General features: G+C 41.6%; 21 protein-coding genes and 1 tRNA gene. 13 read left to right on the forward strand and 9 right to left on the reverse strand.

The window, feature by feature from the left end; genetic code table 11:
• Positions 1–81: 81 nt before the first annotated feature.
• On the reverse strand, positions 82–1,437 hold the full coding sequence (locus RMY27_RS13740; RefSeq protein ID WP_416212341.1) for an ammonium transporter: 1,356 nt from the start codon (positions 1,435–1,437) through the stop codon (positions 82–84).
• 335 nt (positions 1,438–1,772) lie between these two features.
• On the opposite strand from RMY27_RS13740, the gene RMY27_RS13745 reads away from it, so the two are divergent.
• The gene (locus RMY27_RS13745; RefSeq protein ID WP_322664010.1) at positions 1,773–1,994 is read left to right on the forward strand and encodes a hypothetical protein; all 222 of its coding nucleotides are present in this window, start codon (positions 1,773–1,775) and stop codon (positions 1,992–1,994) included.
• Between the two features lie 179 nt (positions 1,995–2,173).
• Here the strand turns inward: RMY27_RS13745 and RMY27_RS13750 are convergent, their stop codons facing one another.
• Positions 2,174–2,497, reverse strand: a complete 324-nt coding sequence (locus tag RMY27_RS13750) for a YnfA family protein (RefSeq protein WP_322664012.1) — start codon at positions 2,495–2,497, stop codon at positions 2,174–2,176.
• 232 nt (positions 2,498–2,729) lie between these two features.
• Here RMY27_RS13750 and RMY27_RS13755 point away from each other — a divergent pair, with 232 nt between their 5' ends.
• Complete coding sequence (locus RMY27_RS13755) at positions 2,730–7,421, forward strand: GAF domain-containing protein (protein WP_322664014.1); 4,692 nt, start codon at positions 2,730–2,732, stop codon at positions 7,419–7,421.
• Between the two features lie 3 nt (positions 7,422–7,424).
• Positions 7,425–7,637, forward strand: coding sequence for a hypothetical protein (locus RMY27_RS13760; RefSeq protein WP_322664016.1), 213 nt, complete (start codon positions 7,425–7,427; stop codon positions 7,635–7,637).
• A gap of 52 nt (positions 7,638–7,689) precedes the next feature.
• Here the strand turns inward: RMY27_RS13760 and RMY27_RS13765 are convergent, their stop codons facing one another.
• Positions 7,690–7,830 carry a hypothetical protein gene (locus RMY27_RS13765; RefSeq protein WP_180277454.1) on the reverse strand — a complete coding sequence of 47 codons (141 nt, stop codon included), beginning with the start codon at positions 7,828–7,830 and terminating at the stop codon, positions 7,690–7,692.
• Positions 7,831–7,962: 132 nt separating this feature from the next.
• On the opposite strand from RMY27_RS13765, the gene RMY27_RS13770 reads away from it, so the two are divergent.
• Positions 7,963–8,163 carry a hypothetical protein gene (locus RMY27_RS13770; RefSeq protein ID WP_099100993.1) on the forward strand — a complete coding sequence of 67 codons (201 nt, stop codon included), beginning with the start codon at positions 7,963–7,965 and terminating at the stop codon, positions 8,161–8,163.
• A 46-nt stretch (positions 8,164–8,209) separates the two neighbouring features.
• Here RMY27_RS13770 and RMY27_RS13775 read toward each other — a convergent pair whose 3' ends face one another.
• Complete coding sequence (locus tag RMY27_RS13775; protein WP_322664019.1) at positions 8,210–8,353, reverse strand: hypothetical protein; 144 nt, start codon at positions 8,351–8,353, stop codon at positions 8,210–8,212.
• Positions 8,354–8,634: 281 nt separating this feature from the next.
• Between RMY27_RS13775 and RMY27_RS13780 the strand changes: the two genes are divergently transcribed.
• From RMY27_RS13780 to RMY27_RS13795, 4 genes are all read left to right on the forward strand, one after another.
• A complete protein-coding gene (locus tag RMY27_RS13780; RefSeq protein WP_322664021.1) occupies positions 8,635–9,360 on the forward strand; it encodes a hypothetical protein in 726 nt (241 codons plus the stop codon).
• Between the two features lie 32 nt (positions 9,361–9,392).
• Positions 9,393–9,463: transfer RNA gene (locus RMY27_RS13785), tRNA-Ser, on the forward strand.
• A 120-nt stretch (positions 9,464–9,583) separates the two neighbouring features.
• Positions 9,584–9,787, forward strand: a complete 204-nt coding sequence (locus tag RMY27_RS13790) for a hypothetical protein (RefSeq protein ID WP_322664023.1) — start codon at positions 9,584–9,586, stop codon at positions 9,785–9,787.
• A 180-nt stretch (positions 9,788–9,967) separates the two neighbouring features.
• The gene (locus RMY27_RS13795; RefSeq protein ID WP_322664025.1) at positions 9,968–11,401 is read left to right on the forward strand and encodes a vWA domain-containing protein; all 1,434 of its coding nucleotides are present in this window, start codon (positions 9,968–9,970) and stop codon (positions 11,399–11,401) included.
• 217 nt (positions 11,402–11,618) lie between these two features.
• Here the strand turns inward: RMY27_RS13795 and RMY27_RS13800 are convergent, their stop codons facing one another.
• Positions 11,619–12,623, reverse strand: a complete 1,005-nt coding sequence (locus RMY27_RS13800) for an alpha/beta hydrolase (RefSeq protein ID WP_322664027.1) — start codon at positions 12,621–12,623, stop codon at positions 11,619–11,621.
• Between the two features lie 825 nt (positions 12,624–13,448).
• Between RMY27_RS13800 and RMY27_RS13805 the strand changes: the two genes are divergently transcribed.
• Complete coding sequence (locus tag RMY27_RS13805; RefSeq protein ID WP_322664029.1) at positions 13,449–14,282, forward strand: hypothetical protein; 834 nt, start codon at positions 13,449–13,451, stop codon at positions 14,280–14,282.
• A gap of 5 nt (positions 14,283–14,287) precedes the next feature.
• Positions 14,288–14,926, forward strand: coding sequence for a ThiF family adenylyltransferase (locus tag RMY27_RS13810; protein ID WP_322664031.1), 639 nt, complete (start codon positions 14,288–14,290; stop codon positions 14,924–14,926).
• 192 nt (positions 14,927–15,118) lie between these two features.
• On the opposite strand, the gene RMY27_RS13815 is transcribed toward RMY27_RS13810, so the two are convergent.
• Complete coding sequence (locus tag RMY27_RS13815) at positions 15,119–16,621, reverse strand: acyl--CoA ligase (protein WP_322664033.1); 1,503 nt, start codon at positions 16,619–16,621, stop codon at positions 15,119–15,121.
• A 342-nt stretch (positions 16,622–16,963) separates the two neighbouring features.
• Between RMY27_RS13815 and RMY27_RS13820 the strand changes: the two genes are divergently transcribed.
• The 3 genes from RMY27_RS13820 to RMY27_RS13830 all read left to right on the forward strand — a co-directional run bounded on the left by RMY27_RS13820 (position 16,964) and on the right by RMY27_RS13830 (position 20,996).
• A complete protein-coding gene (locus RMY27_RS13820; RefSeq protein ID WP_322664035.1) occupies positions 16,964–18,043 on the forward strand; it encodes a glycosyltransferase family 4 protein in 1,080 nt (359 codons plus the stop codon).
• 96 nt (positions 18,044–18,139) lie between these two features.
• Positions 18,140–19,027, forward strand: a complete 888-nt coding sequence (locus RMY27_RS13825; protein WP_322664037.1) for a WecB/TagA/CpsF family glycosyltransferase — start codon at positions 18,140–18,142, stop codon at positions 19,025–19,027.
• Positions 19,028–19,151: 124 nt separating this feature from the next.
• Positions 19,152–20,996: a tetratricopeptide repeat protein gene (locus tag RMY27_RS13830; RefSeq protein WP_322664039.1), complete on the forward strand. Its 1,845-nt coding sequence runs from the start codon at positions 19,152–19,154 to the stop codon at positions 20,994–20,996.
• 89 nt (positions 20,997–21,085) lie between these two features.
• On the opposite strand, the gene RMY27_RS13835 is transcribed toward RMY27_RS13830, so the two are convergent.
• The 3 genes from RMY27_RS13835 to RMY27_RS13845 all read right to left on the reverse strand — a co-directional run bounded on the left by RMY27_RS13835 (position 21,086) and on the right by RMY27_RS13845 (position 24,733).
• The gene (locus RMY27_RS13835) at positions 21,086–22,009 is read right to left on the reverse strand and encodes a CHAT domain-containing protein (protein WP_322664041.1); all 924 of its coding nucleotides are present in this window, start codon (positions 22,007–22,009) and stop codon (positions 21,086–21,088) included.
• 43 nt (positions 22,010–22,052) lie between these two features.
• A complete protein-coding gene (locus tag RMY27_RS13840) occupies positions 22,053–22,769 on the reverse strand; it encodes a hypothetical protein (RefSeq protein ID WP_322664043.1) in 717 nt (238 codons plus the stop codon).
• Positions 22,770–23,089: 320 nt separating this feature from the next.
• Positions 23,090–24,733, reverse strand: coding sequence for a formylglycine-generating enzyme family protein (locus tag RMY27_RS13845; RefSeq protein WP_322664045.1), 1,644 nt, complete (start codon positions 24,731–24,733; stop codon positions 23,090–23,092).

The raw sequence follows: 24,733 nt of genomic DNA on the forward strand, positions 1-24,733 counted from the left end.
AATTTTAACGCTAGCGATCGCAAATTACACAATCTTAAATTGGGCATTGGGGAACAACTCTAACTCCTAACTCAGCACTCATTACTGAGTAGGACGATCGCCAAACTCGGAGTTATAACCTTCTTCGCCGTGTTCGTTGATATCCATACCTTGCAATTCAGCTTCTTCTTTGACTCGCAGCCCGACTGTAGCATCGATAACTTTGAGAATAATCCACGTTCCAACACCTGCGATTACATAGGCAATGGCAATTGCTAGTAGTTCAACTCCCAATTCACCAAAATTACCGCGTAACACTCCCTCTTTACCTGCTCCGTTGACTTGAGTAGTGGCAAAGATAGCCGTTAAAATGGCTCCCACTGTACCACCAACACCATGCACAGGAAAGGTATCTAAAGCATCGTCAATTTCTAGCTTGTGCTTGAAGCTGATCGCATAGAAGCAAACAAAGGCGGTAATGAAACCAATTAAAATCGCTGATAGCGGTGTGACAAATCCGGCGGCGGGAGTGATGCCCACCAAACCAGCAACGGCTCCTGTCGCTGCTCCCACGGCGGTTGGTTTACCCCGTAAAACAGCTTCCAAAATTAGCCACATTAAAGTTGCTGCCGCCGCCGACGTATTGGTGGCGACAAAGGCTGTTGTTGCCACATTGGTGACTAAGTTACCAGAAGTTCCACTAGCAACCGATAGGGCACTGCCAGCGTTGAAACCGAACCAACCAAACCACAGCAAACCAGCACCAAGCAAAATGAAGGGGACATTGTGCGGCGGACTAAGGCGATCGGGATGGGTTTTCCGAGGACCAAGGACGATCGCAGCTACCAGGGCTGAAACGCCAGAACTAATATGAACGACTGTGCCACCTGCAAAGTCGAGGGCACCCAAACCACCATACAAACCTAAAAATCCGCCTTTCGCCCATACCATGTGGGCCAGAGGTGCGTAAATAAAGGTTGACCAGAGTAAAACAAACAACGAATAGGCGCGGAAACTCATTCGTTCTGCGATCGCCCCAGAAATTAAGGCTGGGGTGATAATCGCAAACATGGCTTGGTAGATCGTGAATGCCTGGTGGGGTATTGTTCCGGCATAAGAAACAACTTCCGCCGGGTTTGACCCTTTGAGATAATCTGTTGTTTCTAACCCCACACCATTCAACCCGAACCATTGCAATCCACCGATAAACGGTAAACCTGGCGCAAAGGAAAGACTGTAGCCCCACAGAATCCAGGTAACTCCCACGATCGCCATCAACACAAAGCTCATCATCAATGTGTTTAGGATATTGCGCGATCGCACAAATCCACCATAAAAGAACGCCAATCCTGGTGTCATTAACAGCACAAGTGCTGCTGAAATCAGCATAAATGCTGTATCTCCAGTATCAGCGGTAGGCGGGGCAACAGTTGGGGTTTGGGCAAAAGCATTGCCCATCAACGGCCCTCCTAAAAACAGTAGGGTGATAGCTCCAATCATCACAACTTTCTTCAACACTTTTTTTTCTTCCTAAGCACCAACAATTTGTATCCTTAACTACATTTGATTACTTTTATTGACACATTTTTGTCTTGAAAGTTACTGAACCTGAATTTTCTTGAGATGTTAACAAAAATATAATCCAGATTGTAGTTGCCAAGATTTAAATTATCGTATAAACACGCAATCATTACATTGCATCTTTTTTTTTGAAGAATAGAAGAATAGTATTTTATTCAAGCTGGGCAAAATTACGAATTTTTAGTTACCTACTGTTACAAACCAAAATAATTGTGATATGTGACGAAGATTGTAAATTATTGTCAGTATTTTTCGATAATTTGCACAAATATGCAGCAGATTTAAACTTCTCGTGCGATCGCGAACAGGGCGTCGAAGACAGAGGCTACGCCAATATGAGGTACAGAAATACCCTACTTGTGCGATCGCGATCGTCTCTTAAAGAAGAGAGAAGCAAATTGCGTGAGCGTTGGGGAGGACGATACCTCATGTAGTTGCAAAATGCTACATCATGAGTTCTCTTTATATCTCCCGCATAAACACGTAGACATGTAGATGCCTACTTTTGACAGGTTAGTTGCTAAAAAACTTTTGCAATTTTGCGTGAGATTATTATCTGTCTCAAAGGGAACACAATAAAGGTTATTAGTTGCCAATAATATAGAAATTTTACTTAAGTTCTGGGAGCAAACATGATAATTAAAACACTTATTAAAGCTAAACATCCTCCGATTAAGTCGTAGCGGTCTGGAGTTACCCCGTCTACTTTCCAACCCCAAAGCATTGCCATGGCGATAAACACGCCGCCATAAGCCGCGTACACTCTGCCAAAATTTGTTGGTTGGAGAGTTGCAATAACCCCATAGAAAGCTAAAGCAATTCCCCCCAATATGCCCAACCAGGACGGCTTACCTTCGCGCAACCACAACCAGATTAAGTAGCCGCCCCCAATTTCCAATAAACCAGCCCACAAAAAATACAGCAGGGACTTAATCATTTGATCGATTATTTAACAACATATAACTCAGTAAAATTACGCTAACGCTTTTAAGTAAACTCTTGTCATTAATTAAAGGTAAGTTTGTTGACCAAATTGGGCATGGGGCACAAAAGGCAGAGGTGCAAAAGGGCAGAGGGGCAGAGGGGCAACTTACGGCAACTTCTCCTCTCCTCCCCTGCTCCCTTATCCCTCCACTCCCCACTCCCCAGAATGTAGATAAGGCTCAAGGATGAAAGCACTATTACCTGACAACGAAGCCCAGAGAATCGAGGCAATTTTGCAGTACAAGATTCTCGATACGCCATCGGAAGCCACCTTTGATGATCTGACTCGTTTAGCCTCGTATATTTGTCAGACTCCTATAGCCTTAATTAGCTTAATTGATACAAATCGCCAATGGTTCAAGTCAAAAGTCGGTTTGGATGCCTCAGAAACGCACCGAGATTTCGCATTCTGTGCCCATGCCATTCTCCAGCCTGATATTTTTATCGTCCCTGATGCAAAAGATGACGAACGGTTTGCAAGAAATCCACTGGTGACATCTGACCCAAATATTCGGTTTTATGCTGGTGTACCTTTAACTAACCCTGAAGGATACGCCCTCGGAACCCTGTGTGTAATTGACTACGTACCACGAGAACTTAATCCAGAACAAATAGAGGCTTTACGAACTTTAGCTCGTCAAGTCATCAAGCAACTGGAATTGCGCCGAAATTTAGCAAGTTTGGCACTTGTTACTAAGAAAAGCAACCAGCCACAGATGGTACGCAAGCAATTTTTTAAAAAGATTGCAGCAAGTTTTGGTTTGTCGTCGGTAATTTTAGTTCTGATTGGGGTGTTTTCTTATCAAAATACAAGAGTATTTACTAATTTTGATCGCAGTATAGTAAAACATACTTATAAAAAACTTAACAGCCTAGAGAAAATACTGTTCCAGGTCAAGGATGCTGAGATTGGACAACGTAGTTACATCTTCACTGGAGAAAAACTTTATCTAAAATCGTATCAAACAGCACTTGGTAATGTCGATCAAGAAATTGCCAATTTAAAGAATTTAACAGCAACTCAACCGAATCAACAAAAGCAGATTGCAACGCTTGAATTTCTGATAACGGCTAAACTTACTGAACTAAAACAGACTATCGACTTGCGGCAGAACAAGGGATTAGAGGCGGCGTTGCAAGTACTACTGAAAAATGATCGACAAAATCTCATGGATGATATCCGTAAGGCAATCAATGAGATGGAAAACGAGAATAGGGGACGAATTAGACAGCAGTCACAAGCAGCAAAGACTTGGACTCGGAACACAATTCTGACACTGGCGATCGCTATTTGCCTAAGTTTTATCGTTCTTGCTGTAGTCTACTACTTGATCTATCGTGAGGTTATTGAGCGGAAGAGGACAGAAGAAACCTTAAATCAAGAACGCAACTTTATCTCAGCAGTCCTTGATACAGTCGGAGCCTTGGTAATAGTTCTCGATTCTCAAGGACAAATTGTTCGTTTCAATCAAGCCTGTGAGCAAATAACGGGTTACTCCTTTGATGAGGTGAGGGGTAGGTATAGCTGGAACTTGTTACTACTTCCTGAAGAGGTGGAGGCAGTTAAAACAGTTTTTGACCAGTTACGATCTGGTCAACTTTCCAATAATTATGAAAATTATTGGGTAATGAAAGATGGTAGTCGGCGGCTGATTGCCTGGTCGAATACCATCTTAAAAGACTATCAGGGCTGTGTTGAATACATAGTTGCTACTGGCATTGACATTACCGATGCTAAACGCACACAAAAGCATCTGACAGCACAATATGCTGCAACCCGCGTTCTAGCAGAGTCCGCCACAATTAGCGAAGCTACTCACCAAATATTGCAAGGAATCTGTGAGAGTTTGGCATGGGATTTGGGTGAAATTTGGATGGTTGATGAGCAAGCAAATGTGCTGCATTTTCTCGATATCTGGCATAAAGCATCCATTGAGATGCAAGAGTTTGAAATACTGAAGCGGCAAACCACCTTTGCACCCGGAATTGGATTACCTGGAAGGGTTTGGGCTAGTTCTGAATCGGTTTGGATTGCTGATATCGCTAAAGATATTAATTTCCCTAACTTCAAAATAGCTGCTCAAGTAGGACTACACGCAGCTTTTGGTTTTCCGATCCGCAGCGGTAACAAAATCCTCGGTGTCATTACCTGCTTCAACCGTGAAATCCAGCCCCTTGACGAAGATTTAGTAAAAACGATGAATTCTATCGGCGAGCAAGTGGGGCAATTTATCCAGCGTAAACAGGTTGAAGAAGAAATACAACGCCAAAATTTGCGATCGCAACTATTTACCGAAATCACCCTGAAGATTCGTCAGTCTTTGGACATCGAAGAAATTCTCCAAATCACTGTCGAAGAGGTACAAAAGATTCTCCAGACTGACCGAGTTTTAATCTATCAGCTGATGCCAGATCAGTCTGCAAATAACGTTATTGAAGCAGTAGTTTCTGGCTTACCAGCAATCAAAGAGCAAAACAACGCCGCCCCCTACTTTGAAGCAGAATATCTGCAACAGTACTATCTACACCAGTACCGTCAAGGCAAGATTTTCGGACTGGATAACTTGGATCTCCTGGAAGTTGAACAAAGCCATCTGGAATTAATGCAACAGTTTGGGGTCAAAGTCAATTTGGTTGTGCCTATTCTTGTTAAAGAAGAACTTCGCGGTTTGCTCATAGTTCATCAATGTGACGATTCCCACCACTGGTCTAACTTTGAAACCGATCTTTTGCGGCAAATAGCCGACCAAGTAGGTATTGCTTTAACCCAAGCCCAACTATTAGCAGCAGAAACTCATCAGCGACAAGAACTTGAAATTGCCCGTCGCCAAGCCGAATTAGCTTCTCAGACGAAAAGTGCCTTTTTGGCAAATATCAGTCATGAAATTCGCACTCCGATGAATGCTGTATTGGGGATGACCAGTTTGGTATTAGATACTCCCTTAGACGAAGAACAGCGAGATTTTATTGAAATAATTCGCAGTAGTGGAGACGCTCTTTTAAGTTTGATCAACGAGATTTTGGATCTTTCCAAACTTGAGGCTGGAGAGATGGCTCTCGAAACTCTCGATTTTGACCTATCCACTTGTGTAGAAGACGTGGTGGAATTATTGGCTCCTTCAGCCCATAACAAGGGATTAGAAATTGCTGCAATAATCGATCGCAACGTCCCCACTCAACTCAAAGGAGATACTGGTAGGTTGCGGCAAATTTTGATGAACTTAATCAGCAACGCCATCAAGTTTACCAGCGCTGGCGAGGTATTAGTGCAAGCCGAATTGCGTACGCTTTCTCCGACTACAGCCACTATCCATTTTGCGATTACAGATACAGGTCTTGGCATTAGCCCTGAAGACCAACGCAAACTCTTTACACCATTTACCCAAGTGGATGCTTCGACCACTCGCAAGTATGGTGGTACAGGTTTAGGATTAGCCATCTGTAAACAACTTGTAACCTTGATGGGAGGAGCGATCGGGGTAGAAAGTCAGATGGACAAAGGATCTAAGTTTTGGTTTGAGTTGCTTTTTACCAAACAAGTTGAGCCTGTTGAGCCAAAATGCGAGCGCGGACTTTTGCAAAATCGCCGCTTATTGGTAGTGGATAACTACACTACTAATTATAAAATCATCGCCGATCAAGCTACTCATTGGGGAATGGAGGTAGATCGAGTTGACAGTATTGCTGCGGCCGTTAAAGTTATTCAGCAAGCTAGCGAGCAGGCTAAATCATATCATGTTGCCTTGGTTGATATGCAAATACCCCAAACAAATGGCATGACAATAAAAGAACAAATTCCAGCCAATTCTGCAATTGCTAAGATCCCTTTGATTATGCTCGCCTCTACTAATCAACGAGATGAAGTGCAACAGGCGCTCAAAATCGGATTTGCGACTTATTTATTCAAACCCATTAAGCCATCACGGCTCCTTGATGCCATCATAAATATTTTAGAAACTCAGCCGGAATCAGAAGAAGGGTGTAGAGGCAGGAAGTTAGAGGCTACAGAAGAAATTTCGAGTACAGAAACTTTAGGGATTCTGACTTCTTCCCCTAACCCCTCTCCTAAATCCAAGTTAAGAATTCTGTTAGCCGAAGATAATTTGGTGAATCAAAAAGTAGCGCTGAAGCAACTCCAGAGTTTGGGCTACAAAGCCGATGTCGTTGCTAATGGAAAGGAAGTTTTGCAGCTCTTAGAAAAAATTCCTTACGATTTGATTTTAATGGATTGCCAAATGCCAATTCTCGACGGTTTGGAAACCACAAAAGAAATTCATCGTTGGCAAGAAGATGCTTTTGCATTGGGTCATCGTCCTGTGGTGATTGCGATGACAGCTAATGTGATGAAAGAAGACGAACAAACTTGTCTAAATGCCGGAATGGACGACTATTTGAGTAAGCCAGTATTTAAAGAAAAATTGGCACAGACTTTAGAGCATTGGACAGGTGTGATCGTTTCACAGCAAGAGGCAGGTGTATATGAACAGACAGTTTCCACTGACTTAGCAATTGATTGGGAACACTTGCATCAGATATCGGGCAATGATGAAGAATTTGAATTAAATTTATTGCAAATATGCGTTGAAGATATTAAACCCCGTTTAGAGATAATTAAAGCAGCGATCGCAGCTGATGACTTTGGGCAAATAGCGCGAGAAACTCATCACCTTAAAGGTGCTAGTGCCAACATTGGAGCCACAGCTATGTACTTAGCAACTGACAAACTAGAACAACTAGCTAGCGATCGAAACCTTAAAGGTACTACTAATTTAATTTTAGAATTAGAAGAATTTGTCAACTGCATTCAATATTTTTTAATTAAAAACAAAGTCGTGAAGAAGGCAGGGAGCAGCCGATCACTGAGTGACTTGCCTTGACTTGTGGCGAGCATCTCGACTTACTTCGACTACGCTCAGTACAAGTCGCTTGATGGAGCCGGAGCCGAGGTAGCGAAGTCGAAAGGAATCGAAGTGAGGCAAGAGGTTGCTAATGCTGTCGGGCGATGGCTTTCATTAACACTACATCAAGGACAATTGCCCGATCCATCCCGACACTTGACATTATGTATTTTGTATATTACATTTGTAATATGAATAAAAACCTCCTCAAAAGCATTGCAATAATGCTTTCCTTGGGTCTGTAGCTCTAACGGTAGAGTTCCCAGATGTCACTTGTGCCCTGACAGAAAAAGCTTACATACTTGCTCAATGGTAGAGCGATCGTCTCTAAAACGATAAGTTGCAGGTTCAATTCCTGCGGTGTAACCACAGCTTTTTCAACTTGCATGAGGTGTGAGTGTAACTCTCACAGGGAGGGTATCGGTTCAATCCCGATCAGATCCACTAATACGAATTCGTAATACTTCGGCTACGCTCAGTACAAGTTCGTAATTCGTAATTAAAACAGGAGGTGATTGGAATGGTTCATATTCGATTTGAAGGACGTTCTGTTGATGTGCCAAAAACACAATTGGGAATTGCAGCAGGGATGAACGATCTGGCGGTGAAAGAGCGCGTTGCTCGACATTTAGATGTGAATAGCGATCGCCTTTCTGCTTACGTAATCGATCGCCGTCCTAGTGGCGATCTGATCGTTCGCCCTGAAGCTGTCTATGGTTAAATTTCCGAGTCATCCGTGCCCCAACACAAGAAGCATACATACACATTCATAACGGACCTAAGGTAGTAAAGTTCGAGCGATCGAATAAGCGAAGCATGATTTCTAAGTCTCTCGCAGATTTAGCGTGCGTGCCCACTGCCAATATTTGGTAAGAGCGACCGTAGCTGTAAAAAGCTTCTTGAACTTGCATGGAGTAATTTAAGACTTAATTCCGCGCCCTAACTTGTGAAGTCTACACACACTCCGGCAACGGAATGCAGGTTCAAATCCTGTCGCTCCCTTTGATGGGAGCGTAGCCAAATTGGTAAAGGCAATCGTGAAAACTGCTTTGCTAACTTGCGCGGAATTTCAATTATTTAAATCGTATTTATCTATAACCTTTACTCAATACGGAGGTGAGTTCAATGATGTTAGCTAACTCATGTTTAATAACAACTCAATTAGCACAACTGCATTTAAAGAACGTGAGATATGAGCGAACATCGTTTGAGCGAGATTGTGATTGAGCGTCCTCGCGGTGGGAGGAGAATTAGCCTCAAAAAGGTGACTGGCTTTAAGAAGCAATTATACAAAATCACCCAGGATGCCATTCAGGATGGATTGTTGAATCCCTACCTGATTAAACCAATAAATAAATCTAAGTATCTTTCAGACCATCTCGGCCCTCTGCGTCGGTTTTTGCGATCGCAAGTTGGACAGCCTTGGAATGACGTTTACAGCCAACTGTGTCAACGATTAGATCCCAGCACAATGACAGGACAGCATGTTATAGATCATGTGTGGGACTATGTTGAACGGTATGTAGAAATAATTGATGGTGGTTTTTATAGCAAGCCTTACCAAGGGTATCGAAATCAGCTAGATGGAAGCCATCGCGATCGCTTCTATATCCATCCTGAAACCGGAATTCTTTGTGCAGCCGAGAAAATACCTCGAAAGCAGAAGCTAAAGCAGGAACAAACTGATATTGTCATCATTGATAATTATCATCAATACCAGAAGCTAAACGAGATTTGGTATTTAATTACCTTTGAAGATTTTCCACCACCACCAACTGATTATGTGACGGATATTGTCAAAGGTATAATTCATCGTTCTGCCGCAATGTATAGAGGTCAAATGATTTACGCTGTTAGGAAACAGCAGTGTAACAAGAAAGAAATTCGATTTATTTTAAATCAACTTTCTAAAATCTAAAATTTTCACTTCGTGCCCTAACTGGAGAAGCTTACATACTAGCCAAATTGGAATAGGCACTTGATTTGAGATCAAGCAACTACGGGTTCAAATCCCGTGTGTGAATCAACAGCTTTTTCGACTTGCACGAGGTGATCTTATTTCATTTAAATATGGAGGTGAGAACGATGAAGAAGATTAATTCTTTCAACATCGAGCCTGAAGATTTCGACGATTTCTGCTTTTGAACCATCGAGCAAACGTCGTCGTGGCTACCCATCTGAAAAAGCTGTTAAACGTGGCGATCGCCTTGTTCATGGCGACAAGGAACTACAAGAAAAGCTTGGTAACAATGACCTTTGTCTTTGTGGTTCTGGTCGCTGCTTTCAAAAAGTGCTGTCGCAATAGCGGCAGATATGATGGCAGCTTACGCAGCTACTACTTTTAGGGAGTAGTGCCAACGATTTCGATACATTACATCAAAACTGGCAGTTGTTGCCGCGCCCTGATCGCAGAAGCTTACATAACTCTGCACAAGTTATACACAATGCTTCTACAACTTGCGCGGTGATATCACCTCGCGTGCAACATCTGCCTCCTCATCCATCACAACTAGAGGAGGTTCATAATGAATACCGCAGAACGTGACCTGCGTTTGGAAATGCTCAACAGTTTGCTCACAACTCCTCACCGCAAACTTGAGCAAGTCACAGAAATTCATCAGTTAATTGTTGAACTCGATCCGATTTTCTATGGACACCTGGCAGTTTGGTATCAGCTTCATGGTGATGTCCGCGACCACAAGGAGGTGTTTGTTGCTCATTTGTTAACTAGCAATTTGACTGAACACCGAGATGCTGGATTTATGATGTTGCAAGAGTTTCCACCTTATCAGGTAGCTCGTGTGGTGGACTTCATGAAGCAGCAGCAGAATAAACTGCCTCGTTCGGCTCGGACTGCGGTACGGCGTTATCTAAAGGTACGAGAGAGCAATCCGGCTCTGTTTGATCGCGCCGCTTTGCGAGGTCGTAAGGCAATGAAGCACTTATATGCTTCGCTGCACATCAAGCCAAATGAACGGGCAAATGCGATTCTATTCCGCGATACTCCTCCAGAGGGTTCCTTAGCAAATGTGCTGAAGCAGCTTGCTAAGGCAACAAATGCGGCAGAACAGGCACGGCTGATTGTGGAGTTCAAAATTCCATACACGATCGCAGTTGGTGCGATCAAGCAACTTACACCAGTTGTCTTAGTGGCGTTAATCAACAGCATGTCTCCTCAAGAAGCGATCAACAACCTCAAGTCTCTCCAGACTAGAGGCGCAATGGATCATCCAGAAGTTAAGAAGCTGATTGATTCCAAGCTGGAAGCAGCGTCTAAAAGTGGGCGTGTCTCAGCATTTAAAGCACAGATTGCAACAGACGCAGGAGATTTTGACGCAGACACCGTTGCTCGACTGGAAAAGGTGACAAACGAGCAGGTGAAGCGGCGTGGTGCGATCGCTCGTCCAACTGCTTTATTGGTGGACAAGTCTGGTTCAATGGAAAATGCGATCGCGATCGGTAAACAACTCGCTGCCCTAATTTCTGGTATCACTAAGGCAGAACTGTTTGTCTACGCCTTCGACACCATTCCTTACGCTGTTACGGCAAAAGGCAAGGAGTTGACCGACTGGGAGCGTGCTTTCCAGCATATCAATGCAGGCGGTGGTACTAGTATCGGTTGTGCATTGGAAGCCATGCGGAAGAAGAAGCAGGTAGTTGACCAGATAATTTTGGTGACGGATGAGGGCGAAAATGCGGCTCCTTACTTCGGTGAAGTTTACAAGAACTACTGCCGGGAGTTAGCGATAATGCCCAATGTGGTGATTGTCCGTGTGGGTAATCATTACAACTGGGTGGAGAGCCAACTGAAGCAGCAGCAAGCACCTGTAGATACGTTTACTTTCGCGGGTGACTACTACAGTTTGCCGAACATCGTCCCACTGCTAACGCGTCCCTCTCGTCTGGATTTGCTGATGGAGATTCTGGATATGCCGTTGCTTGTGCGATCGGATAAGTAAGTTCTAAAGTGTGGCAATGTTTATTATTACAAATAGTAAGCATTGCTTACTTTGGAAATTTTAATCAGACTGTCAGTACATCAAAAAGTTTTTCTCAAAAGAAAGGTTGCTACTACTAAAATTTCACCTTGTTGCAGCAACGTTTCATCTGTGCTTGGCAAAGTAAATAGTAGCCAGTTTACCAATACCATTGGATGTTCCAGTAACGAGAACTGTTTTAGGCATTGGTATTAAAATGACGTTTTGATTCATTTATTCTTTTTCGTAGTTGAGTAATCGTAAAATAAGCCAACAATATCCCTAAAGGTGCAACAGTCGATGCCGATTCAGGAACACGTTTACTCTTTACTGTCACATTGGAGTCAGCAGCATCACCTGTGTAATAAATGTAATTAAAAGCGTCTTTATCATTAAGAATACTTGCACGTAAAAACAAACCACTCCACCGGGCAATTGTTTTAATAGCTACATCTTGATTAAGTGTAGAATTTATCGGGTCAGGAATTGCACCAGCAGGATTATTTGTATTTGTGATACTAAAATGATTAGCACCTTTGATATTAATCAGTGCAGCAGGTGGATTTTTGATTTTGTCATAAGTTAAACTAGCCCGGAAAGGCAGCGCTCTGCCATCACGATCCCCTTGCAGGATTGCAACTGGTATTTCATCATTGTTAATAGGAAGATAAACATCATTCTCATTGCGAAGACCACCACCATAGAATCCTCCTGCTACAATTTGTTTGGGTCGAGAGAAAGAACCCGGACAAAGTGTTGGTGTCAAGCATAAATTTCCAATTGCAGATAATCCTACGGCGCTGCCTAACGAATGACCCAATAATCCTACTTTCTCTGTATCCAGCAAGCCTACAATAGGTGAACTAACATTCTTATTTTCAACTACAATTTGTTGTAAAGCTGTATCAATTTGGCTAGTTTGGGGTAATAATGCTTCGCCAAATATTGGAGCTATACGCTTGCTGTTTGGCACCACTACTACAAATCCATAGCGTGCAACTTGTTGAGCGTAATTAGAGTAATTTGATTTGTCAACTAGTGCGCCTTGTAATAATAGTGCTACTGGAAAAGAATAATTGCTTGTTTTTAAGTCTGTAGGATTAGGATAGTAAATATCAGCTAGATTATTATCTCCAGTAATAGTAGTAGTGTAGCTAGCAACGTTGTCAAACACAGGTGTCAGATTAAAGGAAGAAGCAGACACTATTTCATTAATACCCAATACAAGTAACGACGTGCTTGTACAAACTATTGACAAAGATTTGATATTCAACAAAATAGCTACTCCATTTCTAAGCAACAAAAGGTATTTATTCTAATACTTCTGTTTAAACTACCATAGTATTTGTACCCTTAGTTTTTTTACTGTAGGTAGATGCTAGGGTGTTAACCAAGAGGTTTTGGAAACTCAAACCCTGTACTTTACCAATCATTAAAATAACGTTGATACCATTACTGCACTGCGATCGCTGTAGATTTTTAGTAAGGCAACCTGTACTATCTTGTGCTAATTAGTTACAGTGACAATAGTTATATTTAGTTATGCATAGCGAGTGCGATCGCCTATATGAAGGATGCTTCCGTACCATTGCCCTTACGCATGGCAGGTGCAAATGAGCGATCGCTGACGCAGTAGATAATTCAATCATCTTCATCTAGCTTTATCTCTTGTCTTGTAATCGGGAAAGTAGCAATTATTTGTAGTACATTGTATTATATTAATATCCTGCGTGCCCCAACTCGTGGAGCCTACATACTAGTACGAGAGGAAAAGTAACACTGTCAAATACAGTGGGCGTGTGTGAACGGGGAGTACAAAGAACCTGGGAGGTAGGCTTAAAAGTAGCCATCCTTGAAAGAGTGTGCAACAACTCACCAGCGGAGTCCCTCTAGTAACTGAGAACACGCAATGCTCCACCAACTTGCACGCAGAATTTTATTAATTCGTAATTCGTAATCAAGAAAATCAGATTTTATAGGGTTGCATTGGTAGCATTGGTAGCCTTATTTTTGAAAATTGGTATTAGTTATGACTAACATATTTAAGCTAATCAACCAAATTGCGATCGCACAAGCACAATTGTCTACAACCCAATTCCTCGCGCCCTGTGTCAAAGGTGGACGAGTTCGCACACGGGTAGCTGGGATGATCTACACCTTCAGTCCAAAGCCTAGTAAATTTGAAGGTTGGGGCATCTTTAAGGCTGTGGATGAAAAAACAGCAACGGTTGTAGAAGAAGCAGACTTGCCCCAGATTACAGAATATCTGCAACACTTTCCCCAAATACGACTGCGGTTAGCACATCAACTGCAAAAACAAACTTGGTTAGCATACCCTGTGGATGAAGTAGATATGCGTCAACGGTTGAAGGTAGTTAAGCCGATCGCAGTCCATTTAGTTACCGAGGGCGTTACCTTTGAGCAAATTATTGCCCGTTGGAATGGACAGTCTTGCTGGTTTGAGGAAGTTGATCGCCGAACCGATCCGGCAATTGTTGAAACTCTGCAATCTGCCGTTAAGCAACTCATTCCTGCTGAAGAATTACAGTTTAAGGGCATTACTCCAGAAATCCGCACAGTGTATGAATTAGCAACGCGGCGCATTGAGGGCTTTACTCAACCCCAACAGGATGAAAAGCGACTGAAAAAGGCATTGCGGATGGGTGGCGGTGAATTAAATCAATTCCACGATCGCGGCGATTATTGGACAGTCGATTGGACAACTGCTGATGGTGTTCGCCATAGTAGTGCGATCGCTAAAGATGACTTGACTGTTGTCAGTTCTGGCATTTGTCTGAGTGGACGCGATCGCGATTTTGACTTGCAATCCTTAGTAGGTGTCATGGAAAAACGAGAGTGGTGAGGACAATGAGTATCTTTTTTCACGAACAGCTTTACCGCAGCAATACTGTGATGGCAAAGCTAAAAAATTATCCTGTAACCATTTGTGGCGCTGGAGCATTAGGAGCTAACATTGCGGAAAACTTAGCTCGGTCTGGTTTTGATAAACTTACAGTAATAGATCGCGATCGCATTGAGGAGCGTAACCTTTCGACTCAGCCTTACTACCGTTCTGATGTGGGAGCGTTCAAAGCTAAGATTTTGGCGAACAATTTATATCGAGCAATTGGTACTAAAGTTGATGCCAAAACAAAGGAGTTGACACCAGCAAATACAAATCAATTACTTCAAGACAGCCAGCTAATTATTGATGTCTTTGACAATAGCGTGGCACGTCAAGCAGTGAAAGATTATGCTGAGAAATTAAGCGTACCCTGCCTTCATGCTGGACTATCAGCAGATTATGCAGAAGTGATTTGGAATGACGTTTATCGCGTTCCTTCCGAGGTTAATGATGATGTCTGTGATTATCCCCTGACACGAAACCTAGTAATGTTAACCGTAGCTGTGGCGTGTGAAGCGATCGTTTCATTCGTTGCCACAGGAGAACAGCGTAACTTCAGTATCACGCAGAAGGATCTGACTGTTCAATCTCTGTTTTTGTAGAAGATACTTGTCCCGCCGCCACGCTCGTGGCTGAAAATGAAAAATGTTTAAGTTTAGCGATCGCCATCTCCCAATTGCTGATACAAATCACTTCCTCTGCTTTCTATGCTCCCCTGCTCCTCTGCTCCTCTGCTCCCCTGCTCCCCTGCTCCCCTGCTCCTCTGCTCCCCTGCTCCCCTGCTCCTTTACTCCCTACTCCCCTATATTCAGCAATTTCGCCATCGCCAACCGTTGCAGTTTACCGGTAGCACCACGAGGTAGTCGATCTAAAATGTGAATTTGCCTGGGAACTTTGAAGTCTGCCAGCATAGTTGCACAGTGAGCTAAAAGTTCTTTTTCGCCAGCTTCTGCTTTCAGAACCACAGCCGCGTGGATATCTTCTCCTAAAGATTTGTGGGGGACGGCAAAGGCTAAGGCTTCGGCGACGGCGGGATGGCGTAGCAAGACATCATCCACTTCTAAAGGAGAAATTTTTTCCCCGCCCCGGTTAATCAATTCTTTAATCCGTCCAGTCAAGCGGAGGTAGCCGTCTGCATCCACAGTTCCTTGATCCCCTGTACGGAACCAACCGTTCACAAAAGCAGTGGCGTTAGCTTCTGGATTGTTTTCGTAGCCATCTATAACATTGGGTGCTTTTACCACCACCTCGCCCAAGCTTTCCTTAGATAACAAGTTGCCTTCAGAGTCCATAATGCCCACTTCTACACCGAAGCCATAACCTACAGTACCTGGTTTCCTAACTTTTGGTGGTAGGGGATTGGTGGTCATTAAATGAGATGCTTCAGTCATACTGTAAGATTCCACTACAGGAACATTAAGAGTTGCCTCTAGCTGTTCAATGATAATCGGCGGCAAGGAAGCGCTACTAGAGCGAATGAAACGAAAGCGGTTAGCTTTGACAATTTCTATGTTGCGGTTTGCACGCGCCAAAATTGTCTGGTGCATGGTTGGCGCTGCGGAGTACCAGGTAGGTTTGTAGATATTTACCAGTTTCCAAAACTCCAAGGCATTAAAACCATTGGGACAAACTAATGTACCACCCGAAGCCAGAGTTGCCAGCAAACAGCCCACCAATCCGTGAACATGGAACAAGGGCATTAGGCAAAGTGTAGTATCAGCTGCTGTGAGTGAGTAAGCACTAATCAGGTTGCCGGCTGAAGCGATTAAGTTGCGATGACGAATGGGCACACGCTTGGGACGACTGGTAGTGCCGCTAGTGTGGAGAATCATCGCTATATCATCAGCGTTAGGGGCTATGGGATTCGCAGATTCTGCTGGTTCTGAGCCTTTTTTAACTAATTCAAAGCTTAATGTGCCGTCAGTATTTATCTTGGCATTAATCAGTATCATGTCAGGTGTGACACTAGCAATGGCTGCTTCTGACCCCTCAGACAACGTAATCAGTGCTTTTGCTTGGGTATCTTGATAGTAAAAGGCAAATTCTTCTTGTTTGTATTTGGGATTTAAGGGTGCAGCAGTGCCACATAGGGCAGCAGCCAAAAAGCTAATCGCCATTGGTGAACCGTTAGTCATGGCAATGGCAATGCGTTCTCCCCGTTTCAATCCAAAGCTGTTGAGTTGAGATACCAGTCCAATAACATTCTCGCGTAATTGCTTATAGGTTAGCGATCGCCCTTCAGGGGTAACTAAAGCTGGATGATTGTCTTCCCCTACTAAAAGCTCAAATAAATTCATTAGTTTTTCTTACTTGTAAATACATGATTTAGCTTAAACAAAAAATTGTTACTTAGCTTTGAGTTATGAAAGAATGCTAAAATGCTGTTATTAACAACAATGTTTTAAATATCTTCATAACAATCCCTATGGCAGAATTTTGTTATGGAGATCATCCTGTAAAATCATAAAAGTGTACATTGAATAAATTTGTGGATCTGCGATCAAGCATTTTGAAAGTTAGTACCATTAACTTTCAAAATGCTCTTTGAGTAAACCTTTGAATATAAACTAAAAGAAATTCGTTCAATAGTTTATATAAATAGCCATGTACTCAATTTCCAAAACATATTAATAGCAATTATGAGTTCCATAAAAATTACTATGTTGGGCGAAAGCTTGGAGCGCCAAGGTGGAATAGTTTCTGTGGAAAAGCTCATTCTTGAAGAAACTAGCTCTGATATTCAAATTAAACACATTATTACTTTACCGAATGGTTCTACTGTCCATAAAGTGTTAGTGTTTTTGCAGGCAATAAGTAAGTTGTTTTGGAATTTATTAAACCAAAAACCTGACCTAATTCACATCCATGTTTCAGATAGAGGTAGCGCTTTTCGTCATTCAATCACTACTCTGATTGGTTGGCTATTTCAAAAACCAGTAATAATTCATACTCATAGTGCTGATTTTCATTTGTTTTACTCTAAACTACCTCAATTGCTTAAGCAGTGGTTAAGTTGGTCGTTTTGTAAATGTACCCGTTTCATTGTTTTATCAGATAGCTGGAAAAATTTTTACATTGAGAATCTTGGCTTGAAATCAGAACAAGTTATTGTTCTGCCTAACCCAGTAAAAATTCCTGCACAAGTTCCACAGCGGATAGATTCCAAACAGATATTTTTCTTATTTTTAGGACGCATTGGTGAGCGCAAAGGTACTTTTGATTTAATTCAAGCATTTGCTTCTATGTCTGTTGCTCAACAAAGCCAAGCCAAGTTAGTTATAGCGGGGGATGGAAATGTAGAACAAGCTCGTAGTTTGCTCCCAACTCTAAATCTTATTGACTATATCACTATTCTTGATTGGGTAGATAAAGAAAAACGCGACGAGCTTTTAACTAAAGCTGATGTCTTTGTGTTACCTTCCTACAACGAAGGTCTGCCTATGGCACTACTAGAAGCAATGAGTTGGGGTTTGGCAGTTATCACGACCCCAGTAGGAGGAATACCCGAAATAGTTACTCAAAATCAGAATGGTTTATTAGTTAATCCGGGGAATATTCAACAATTGTCAGAGGCAATGCAATCCTTAATTGCAGACGAAAATCTGAGAATATCTTTGGGAAATAATGCACGAGTCAGAGTTAAACACTTGGACATAAACAATTATCTTACATCTTTAAGATGCATTTATACAGCAGCTATCAATTTAGAATCATCTTGACAAAAATAGGTTGAACTAACCTACGCTATATATTAAATACCAATCTTAAAAACGACGTACTTCTTTCTGCATAAGGATAATAGGCGTTGAAAAGGTATGGATTTAATATTAGTAAAATTCAAGGTAATGATAAATGATAAAGGTATTATTCTTTTGTCGTTGGTAATTATTCTAAACTTGGTATACTGGCTAATAAGTGAGGTAGGTGCAGAAATGAAAACTTTTCCTGAAGTGAAATTATTTGATACAAGATTCCATAAAGTTAAAGTACAAGAATTAGTTGATTATTTAATAGAAGCAGCAAAAAGCCAAAAAAAGACAGTTGTAGGACATGTGAATATTAGAGCAATGAATTTCGCTTATGAAAAGTCTTGGTATCGAGATTTTTTGAATAAGGCTGATTTAGTATTTTGTGATGGATTTGGTGTAATGGTAGGAGCTAGATTCAACGGTTATTCAATGCAATCTGCACATCGAATGACAGCACCAGATTACATAGAAGATTTAGCATTAAAATGTGATAAAGAAAACCTTTCTTTATTTTTGTTAGCTGGAAAACCTGGCGTAGTAGATAAGGCAATTACTAAGTTAAGATCAATTGCGCCTAATTTACGCGTACAGGGACATCATGGTTATTTTGATAAATCAGGAAAAGAGAATGATTTGGTAATAAAAAAAATTAATAAATTCCAACCAGATATTTTATATATTGGTTTTGGTATGCCATTACAGGAACGCTGGATTTTAGATAACTTCAATAAAATTGAAACTACTGTATTTTTACCTTTAGGTGCTTGTTTAGATTTTTATACTGACTCTATATATCGCGGCCCGCGTTGGTTGACTGATAATGGTCTGGAGTGGTTAACACGCTTAATTACTGAACCTACTCGTCTAGCAGACCGTTATATTGTAGGCATTCCATTATTCTTTTATCGTGTAGTTAAACAGCGAATCACTCAAGGAATGATAACAAATCGCTAAATAAATTTTGAAAAAATTTTGCATTTGTTATGACCATGACTGTTCAAAAGTGGCCAATTGTTTCCCCTATCTCTGCTGCCAAGACTAGAATTAGAATTGATGTGACATTCTCCTAGTAGCCAAAGTGCCAGACTCTCTGCCATTAAGCGATCGCTATCTTGCCTTAATCGATGAAATTGTCGAAACCACCCTCAAGGGCAAAATTAGCTCTGTAGAACAGGTGTACCAAATGCTGCTTAAAGGAATTACTTCCGGTACAGGGGAAGTCTTTGAGCTAGCTTTGAGCGATCGCCTGAATTCCCTCCAAAGTCAAGTAGATAGCGAAAAAGACGAACTCAAGAAAGCCAAGGCAACTCGCAGTTTGAGAGCCATTAAGACGATTCAAAGTCAATGGCAACGCTGGCAAGAGCAAAACAAAGCCACAGAAGCGATCGCCTTTGCAGCTACAGAAATTACCACAGCCCCTGCTGCCGAGCGTCTAGCAACATTTATCCGGGTTACTGACCCGAATCAGAAGTATCCGCTAAATTTACAACAGTTACAGCAGTTATCAAAGGCATTGCAGCAATTTGCTCAAGCAGATGCTGATTTACAACAATTTTCCGAAGGGATTACCCGTGGTTTAGCTTCTTGGCAGCGATTGCAAGACAACTTGCTCAGTTGGATGTACGAGCAAAAAGAATCTTTGGGATTTGGCGGCGTACCGGGAGAAAGTGGCCCTTGGGCAAGTTGGGCTAAACAACTCAATAGTGAGTTACCCAAAACACTACTCCGCACCTTAGCTAGGGAAGAATCCGCAATAGAGTTTGCCGAGCGACAGCATGGTATTACCCTCAGAGATTGGGTGGAAATGTCATTGATTTTACAGTTTTTGCAACGGGGACTAATTAACTGGTTTGACCAACAAGCTTACGATGTTAAAGCGGGGCCAAAGTTGTCCATTTCCACTTTTTTGACCTTTGCAGTGATTTGGAGTCAATTAGCAAGTGGTTTTAGAAGTATTGGGACAGTATATAGCGATGCCTGTTCTCAAATCATGCTCCAGATTTTACGAACCTTTGCCCAGCGTCCGTATTTTCCCTTTTATGGCGGGATTTTTGCCTCTTTTACTGGCACCTATTTACGAGATGCCCTAGATTATTTAGATGAACCGCTACGACGAGGCGAGGGAACTCAGGAAAAGGCGCGGATTTTGACACTTTTAGGCTATTCTCAGCGTGCTTTGGGACAATACCAGCGCTCAATTGATTTTCATCAGCAAGCGCTAGAGATAGCCAGAAATGCAGGCGATCGCACCTGTGAAATTGCCAATCTCAATCACCTCAGCCGTACCTACGTGCAACAGCAAAATTATGCTGAGGCAATTAACTACAGTCAGCGAGCATTAATACTAAGTCGGCAAGCAGGCGATAGGACAGGAGAAGCAAACGCGCTAGTAAATTTAGGTTACAGCGAAGTTATGCAAGCTCAGGAATTAGAAAACCTAGAACCCGAAACCTATGAAGCCGCAATTAACTATTTGGAACAAGGTTTAAAATTATCAGAAAAATTAGGCGATCTTCAAAGTAAAGCTTTATGTGTCAGCAGCTTAGGAATTGCCTATCTAGTAATTGGAGAACACCAAACTGCAATTAAATATCTTGAAGATGGTTTTAAAACAGCACAAGTTTCCGGTGATTTGTATCTGCAAGGGCGGAACTTAGCTTATTTAGCAGAAGCTTATTATCATCTGCAAAATTCTGAAAAAACTGTTTACACAGGTTGCTTGGGAATGTATCTTTTAGAACAAATTGCTTCTAGCGAGTGGCGTCAAGCAGCAGGGTTACTGACAATTTTACAAGGACAAATCGGGACAGAAGCTTTCCAAAAGTTCTTACAGCAACATCGTCCAAAAATTATTGCGGTTATTGGTGTAGATGGGTACGATCACATTCCACAATTGTTAGAAGAATATAAAGGAGATATGTAAGAAAGTAATTTGATTCAGGTTTTCGGTGCGTTACACTAACGTAGTAACACACCGAAAATATACACCATCTTCTAATTATTTACACTTGCTTAACCCTTATTTATTTCCAATTCCTCAAGCAATTCTTCAATATTTTGCAATTGAATTTGATACTGTTCAATTCGTTGTGAAAGCTCATATTTAGCTTCTGAATCAGTTTTAATATTCCATTCTTGTTTCAAAAATTTCAACTTTTTACGAACATTTTGATATTCTTCTTCTAAGTCTTCGCGCTTTTCTTGAATATGCCGTTTTGAAGATATGTTCTGAGTTTTACCATTGCCTAGAATAGCATTTAACTTAGAAGAATCATCTGGCGCAGAAATAGAATTAGATGGTGTTTTTTTATAGAGAATAGGAGTCAAATGTTCAGACAGTCCTGCCATTTTAATTGCTGAACAGCCCAGGTGATAAGCAAACTCCATTGACCGACCAGATCCTAGCGCATCATAAAATCCCAGAGCAAAATCTAGAGCCGCTTTATTGGTAATTGATTGCTTCATCCCAATTACGTGGGGAATATGTTGGGCAATTATCTTTGCTTGATCCTCGGTGTAACAACCATTCAACAGAACACAGTTCACCTGATCTGAAAATAACTTAAATAAATCTGCTAAAGCCTTGGCAGAAATAAGATGAATATGTCCGGTATCATCTTCAAATACTAATCCTTCCTCTTGCTCAGTTTCTGTTTCTGTAGCAAACTCTTGAGTTATGGTTTCTTTTTGTTCTAATATCTTGTCCTGTTTGCGATGTCCAGCAAAATGAACAATCTGAGGATTACATTCTAGCAGAGCTAGTTGAATATCTCTAGGACGTACCGCCCATCGTTGCTCAAATTTGAAGTGACCGCGATGTCGTGCTCTTAGTAACCCATCACTAATATCTCGTGCTTCCTGCTCCAAACGTGACTGAGAGCTTCCTACTGGATTTGCTGCTAAAAATAAAATAGTTAGGACAGATAACTCAGCCATATTTAAATGATGACGTGCAGATTAAAAAGATTTATTTCTTGTGTTATTGTTTTTGAAATTCTAAGTTAAGAAAGAGCAAAACTCCACCAATTGTAACTCCAAGACCAATTACTTGTGCCAATACATTGGATATAACAACAACTACTATTGGATAGTTCGCAATAACAGTACTTAGGATTTTGTTAAAAATTCCCTGCAAGCCGAAAACGATTATATAAGATAGCAATGATAAGAAAAACGTCTTCCACCAATTTCCTTTAACTAATGTTCTACTATATTGAAATGCTGCCTTACCTCTTTGATCTCGGAGAATAAAAGCCTGAAGACAGAAGCCGTTGTTTACACTATAAATAATGCCTGGAACAATTAGCAGTAAAAAAAGTAAAGATGAAGTGAGCGAAAATCTTACCCATAAACCAATCAGGGGTAAGATGCGCGATAATATTCGTCTAACTATAGCTTTAGGTTGAATATTTTCCTGAAAAACACAACTCTCTGTAAGGAGAGAAAGAGTAACAACGTAAATTGGAACTATTACGAATATATAAAAAATATAAAATAGAAAAGATAAACTCAAAAAAAGTGAATTAAAGTTGTAACTGATGGATTCTGAAAACCCGATTAAAATAATCACAAAAGGCAAGTATATTAAAAGAAAACCAAGGAAGAGCCGATTTTTTTTAAGATATATGTCGAAGCCTAATGATATTAATTCAAACAATCCAAGTTTTTTGCTTTGAAGTTCAGAAAGGGTACTCATAAATTAGATTTTATTACCTCTTCCCTAAGATATAAACCTAATACATACCACATTCTGTTCAGCATTAATAGTACCTATCAGGGTACTAATGGATAAGTCTTATGAACTTTTTATAAGGAAAAGCAATAAATATCTCAGAGGATGTTTATAAAGTCTCAATTCATACTAGCCTTGGCACAGGTGCGGCTATACAGACAAAACCTACGCAGGTGGGTTTGAAACCTTTGATTTTCTATTAGTACACGGAGATGGACTAAGCTTTGTTTAGTAGCGACTTCTAGTCACCCAATACTTTTAAAACATCCTCTCACATCAAAAGATTATTTGAGATTTACTGTATGCAATGATACCGCTACTCGGAAGCTGATTGTAACCACTTTGTTGTCAGGAGGAAAACCGTTACGATAGGCAGAACGACATATATTGGGTTCATTGATCCAGGAACCACCCCGGATAACTCTAGGCGAAACGCGGTTGTTAGTAATTCGGACACTTCCGTCTACTGGTGCATTTGTGTAGTCGTCATACCAGTGATCGGCACACCATTCCCAGACGTTGCCATGCATTTCATCTAGTCCAAAAGCATTCGCTGCGTTATGAGAACCTACTTCACTAGTTTGTTTGCTCGATCGGCCTTTGGGACCGGAACGATATCGTTTGCTTGCGTCATAACTGGCAAGTTGAGGAGAAATCGTTTCGCCAAAGTAGAATGGGGTTTCTGTCCCTGCACGACAAGCATATTCCCACTCGGCTTCGCTGGGTAAACGATAGGGTTTTCCAGTCTGTAATTGCAAACGCTCACAAAACTCGATCGCTTCAAACCAAGTAATATGCTCCACAGGTAAATTATCACCTTTAAAGTCGGAGGGGTCAGAATTCAGTTCAATCCTAACTTTGGTAGTCTTGGCAATTGCCCGCCACTGGGCTTGTGTCACAGGAAAACGGCTTAAAAATAAGGAGGTAATGGTGACTCGATGTTGAGGGCGTTCGCGGTAGCCTCCTTCGTTTTGTGCAGTTCCCATCCAGTAGTTGCCTTCTGGTATACGCACCATTTCTAAATTAACTTGTGCCTCTAATTGCTCATAAAATAGGGTTGCTTGTTGTTCTTGTCGGTCGATTACCCAGCGTGAACCCAACCGCATAAACCGGGGTTGACGAATCAGTTTAGCTATTTCAAATTTAAATGATCTTAGTGAGGTAGCTTTGGATGCAATCGGGTTGATATGCCAATTAGAGTCTTGGAAGTTAGGAATCGGTAAAGTGACTCCGGCGACGACAATTCGATTATTATGGGCCGGCAAAGATTTGAGGGTTGATTCTGCTTGGATATGATTGCCACGAGCCAGTTGGCGCATACCCTGAAGATACATGAGTAGGGATTCAAAATGGGCCTGACGTAAAGGAGTTGCGATCGCTTCTGTTAATGATGTCAGCCGCAGCCATTCTGTTTTTTCGCTAAGGCTTAATTCGTTAAGCTTGCTAGCTAAATCATGGGCGACAGCTTCCGGATAAACATACGCAAGTGCCGTCCAACGTTGAGCTTGAGCCAGAGTTTGGATAGACGATTTAGAATCATTCAATTCTCGCTGTACGTAGGACAATAAAAAATGGGCTAATTCCTCAACACGCTTCTGACCAAAGCTAGGATGATGAATCATTTGGTCTAATAGATAATTGCGTAAATCTGCATCCATCTCATATAGTTCATGTCCTACCTCTTTACAAAGCGGAGAAAGGAGTAAGTCTGCTACTGCAATCCACGGCACTTTCAAGTCTTGGTTTGCGATGTCCATCGGAAAAGTTGCCCATAGACAGTAAGTCAAATGGGGCGTAAGAGCGATGGGCAAGGCAGCATGATAGGCTAGATATACATGGGCTTCGGTAAATCGTCTCTGGAATGATGCGATCGCCTGCTCAATTTCCTGAGAGCGCGTTTCCGGGAATAAAGCACTAGGATTCGTCAT

Origin of the sequence: Nostoc sp. DedQUE09, from assembly GCF_034530915.1 — a bacterium.
Taxonomy (GTDB): Bacteria; Cyanobacteriota; Cyanobacteriia; order Cyanobacteriales; family Nostocaceae; genus Nostoc.

Excerpts from the sequence above, each read along its gene's own strand:
- RMY27_RS13740 (WP_416212341.1), bottom strand. The coding sequence starts at position 1,437 with ATGGGCAATGCTTTTGCCCAAACCCCAACTGTTGCCCCGCCTACCGCT.
- RMY27_RS13750 (WP_322664012.1), bottom strand. The coding sequence starts at position 2,497 with ATGATTAAGTCCCTGCTGTATTTTTTGTGGGCTGGTTTATTGGAAATT.
- RMY27_RS13755 (WP_322664014.1), top strand. The coding sequence starts at position 2,730 with ATGAAAGCACTATTACCTGACAACGAAGCCCAGAGAATCGAGGCAATT.
- RMY27_RS13765 (WP_180277454.1), bottom strand. The coding sequence starts at position 7,830 with ATGCAAGTTGAAAAAGCTGTGGTTACACCGCAGGAATTGAACCTGCAA.
- RMY27_RS13770 (WP_099100993.1), top strand. The coding sequence starts at position 7,963 with ATGGTTCATATTCGATTTGAAGGACGTTCTGTTGATGTGCCAAAAACA.
- RMY27_RS13775 (WP_322664019.1), bottom strand. The coding sequence starts at position 8,353 with ATGCAAGTTCAAGAAGCTTTTTACAGCTACGGTCGCTCTTACCAAATA.
- RMY27_RS13780 (WP_322664021.1), top strand. The coding sequence starts at position 8,635 with ATGAGCGAACATCGTTTGAGCGAGATTGTGATTGAGCGTCCTCGCGGT.
- RMY27_RS13795 (WP_322664025.1), top strand. The coding sequence starts at position 9,968 with ATGAATACCGCAGAACGTGACCTGCGTTTGGAAATGCTCAACAGTTTG.
- RMY27_RS13805 (WP_322664029.1), top strand. The coding sequence starts at position 13,449 with ATGACTAACATATTTAAGCTAATCAACCAAATTGCGATCGCACAAGCA.
- RMY27_RS13810 (WP_322664031.1), top strand. The coding sequence starts at position 14,288 with ATGAGTATCTTTTTTCACGAACAGCTTTACCGCAGCAATACTGTGATG.
- RMY27_RS13815 (WP_322664033.1), bottom strand. The coding sequence starts at position 16,621 with ATGAATTTATTTGAGCTTTTAGTAGGGGAAGACAATCATCCAGCTTTA.
- RMY27_RS13820 (WP_322664035.1), top strand. The coding sequence starts at position 16,964 with ATGAGTTCCATAAAAATTACTATGTTGGGCGAAAGCTTGGAGCGCCAA.
- RMY27_RS13825 (WP_322664037.1), top strand. The coding sequence starts at position 18,140 with ATGGATTTAATATTAGTAAAATTCAAGGTAATGATAAATGATAAAGGT.
- RMY27_RS13835 (WP_322664041.1), bottom strand. The coding sequence starts at position 22,009 with ATGGCTGAGTTATCTGTCCTAACTATTTTATTTTTAGCAGCAAATCCA.
- RMY27_RS13840 (WP_322664043.1), bottom strand. The coding sequence starts at position 22,769 with ATGAGTACCCTTTCTGAACTTCAAAGCAAAAAACTTGGATTGTTTGAA.
- RMY27_RS13845 (WP_322664045.1), bottom strand. The coding sequence starts at position 24,733 with ATGACGAATCCTAGTGCTTTATTCCCGGAAACGCGCTCTCAGGAAATT.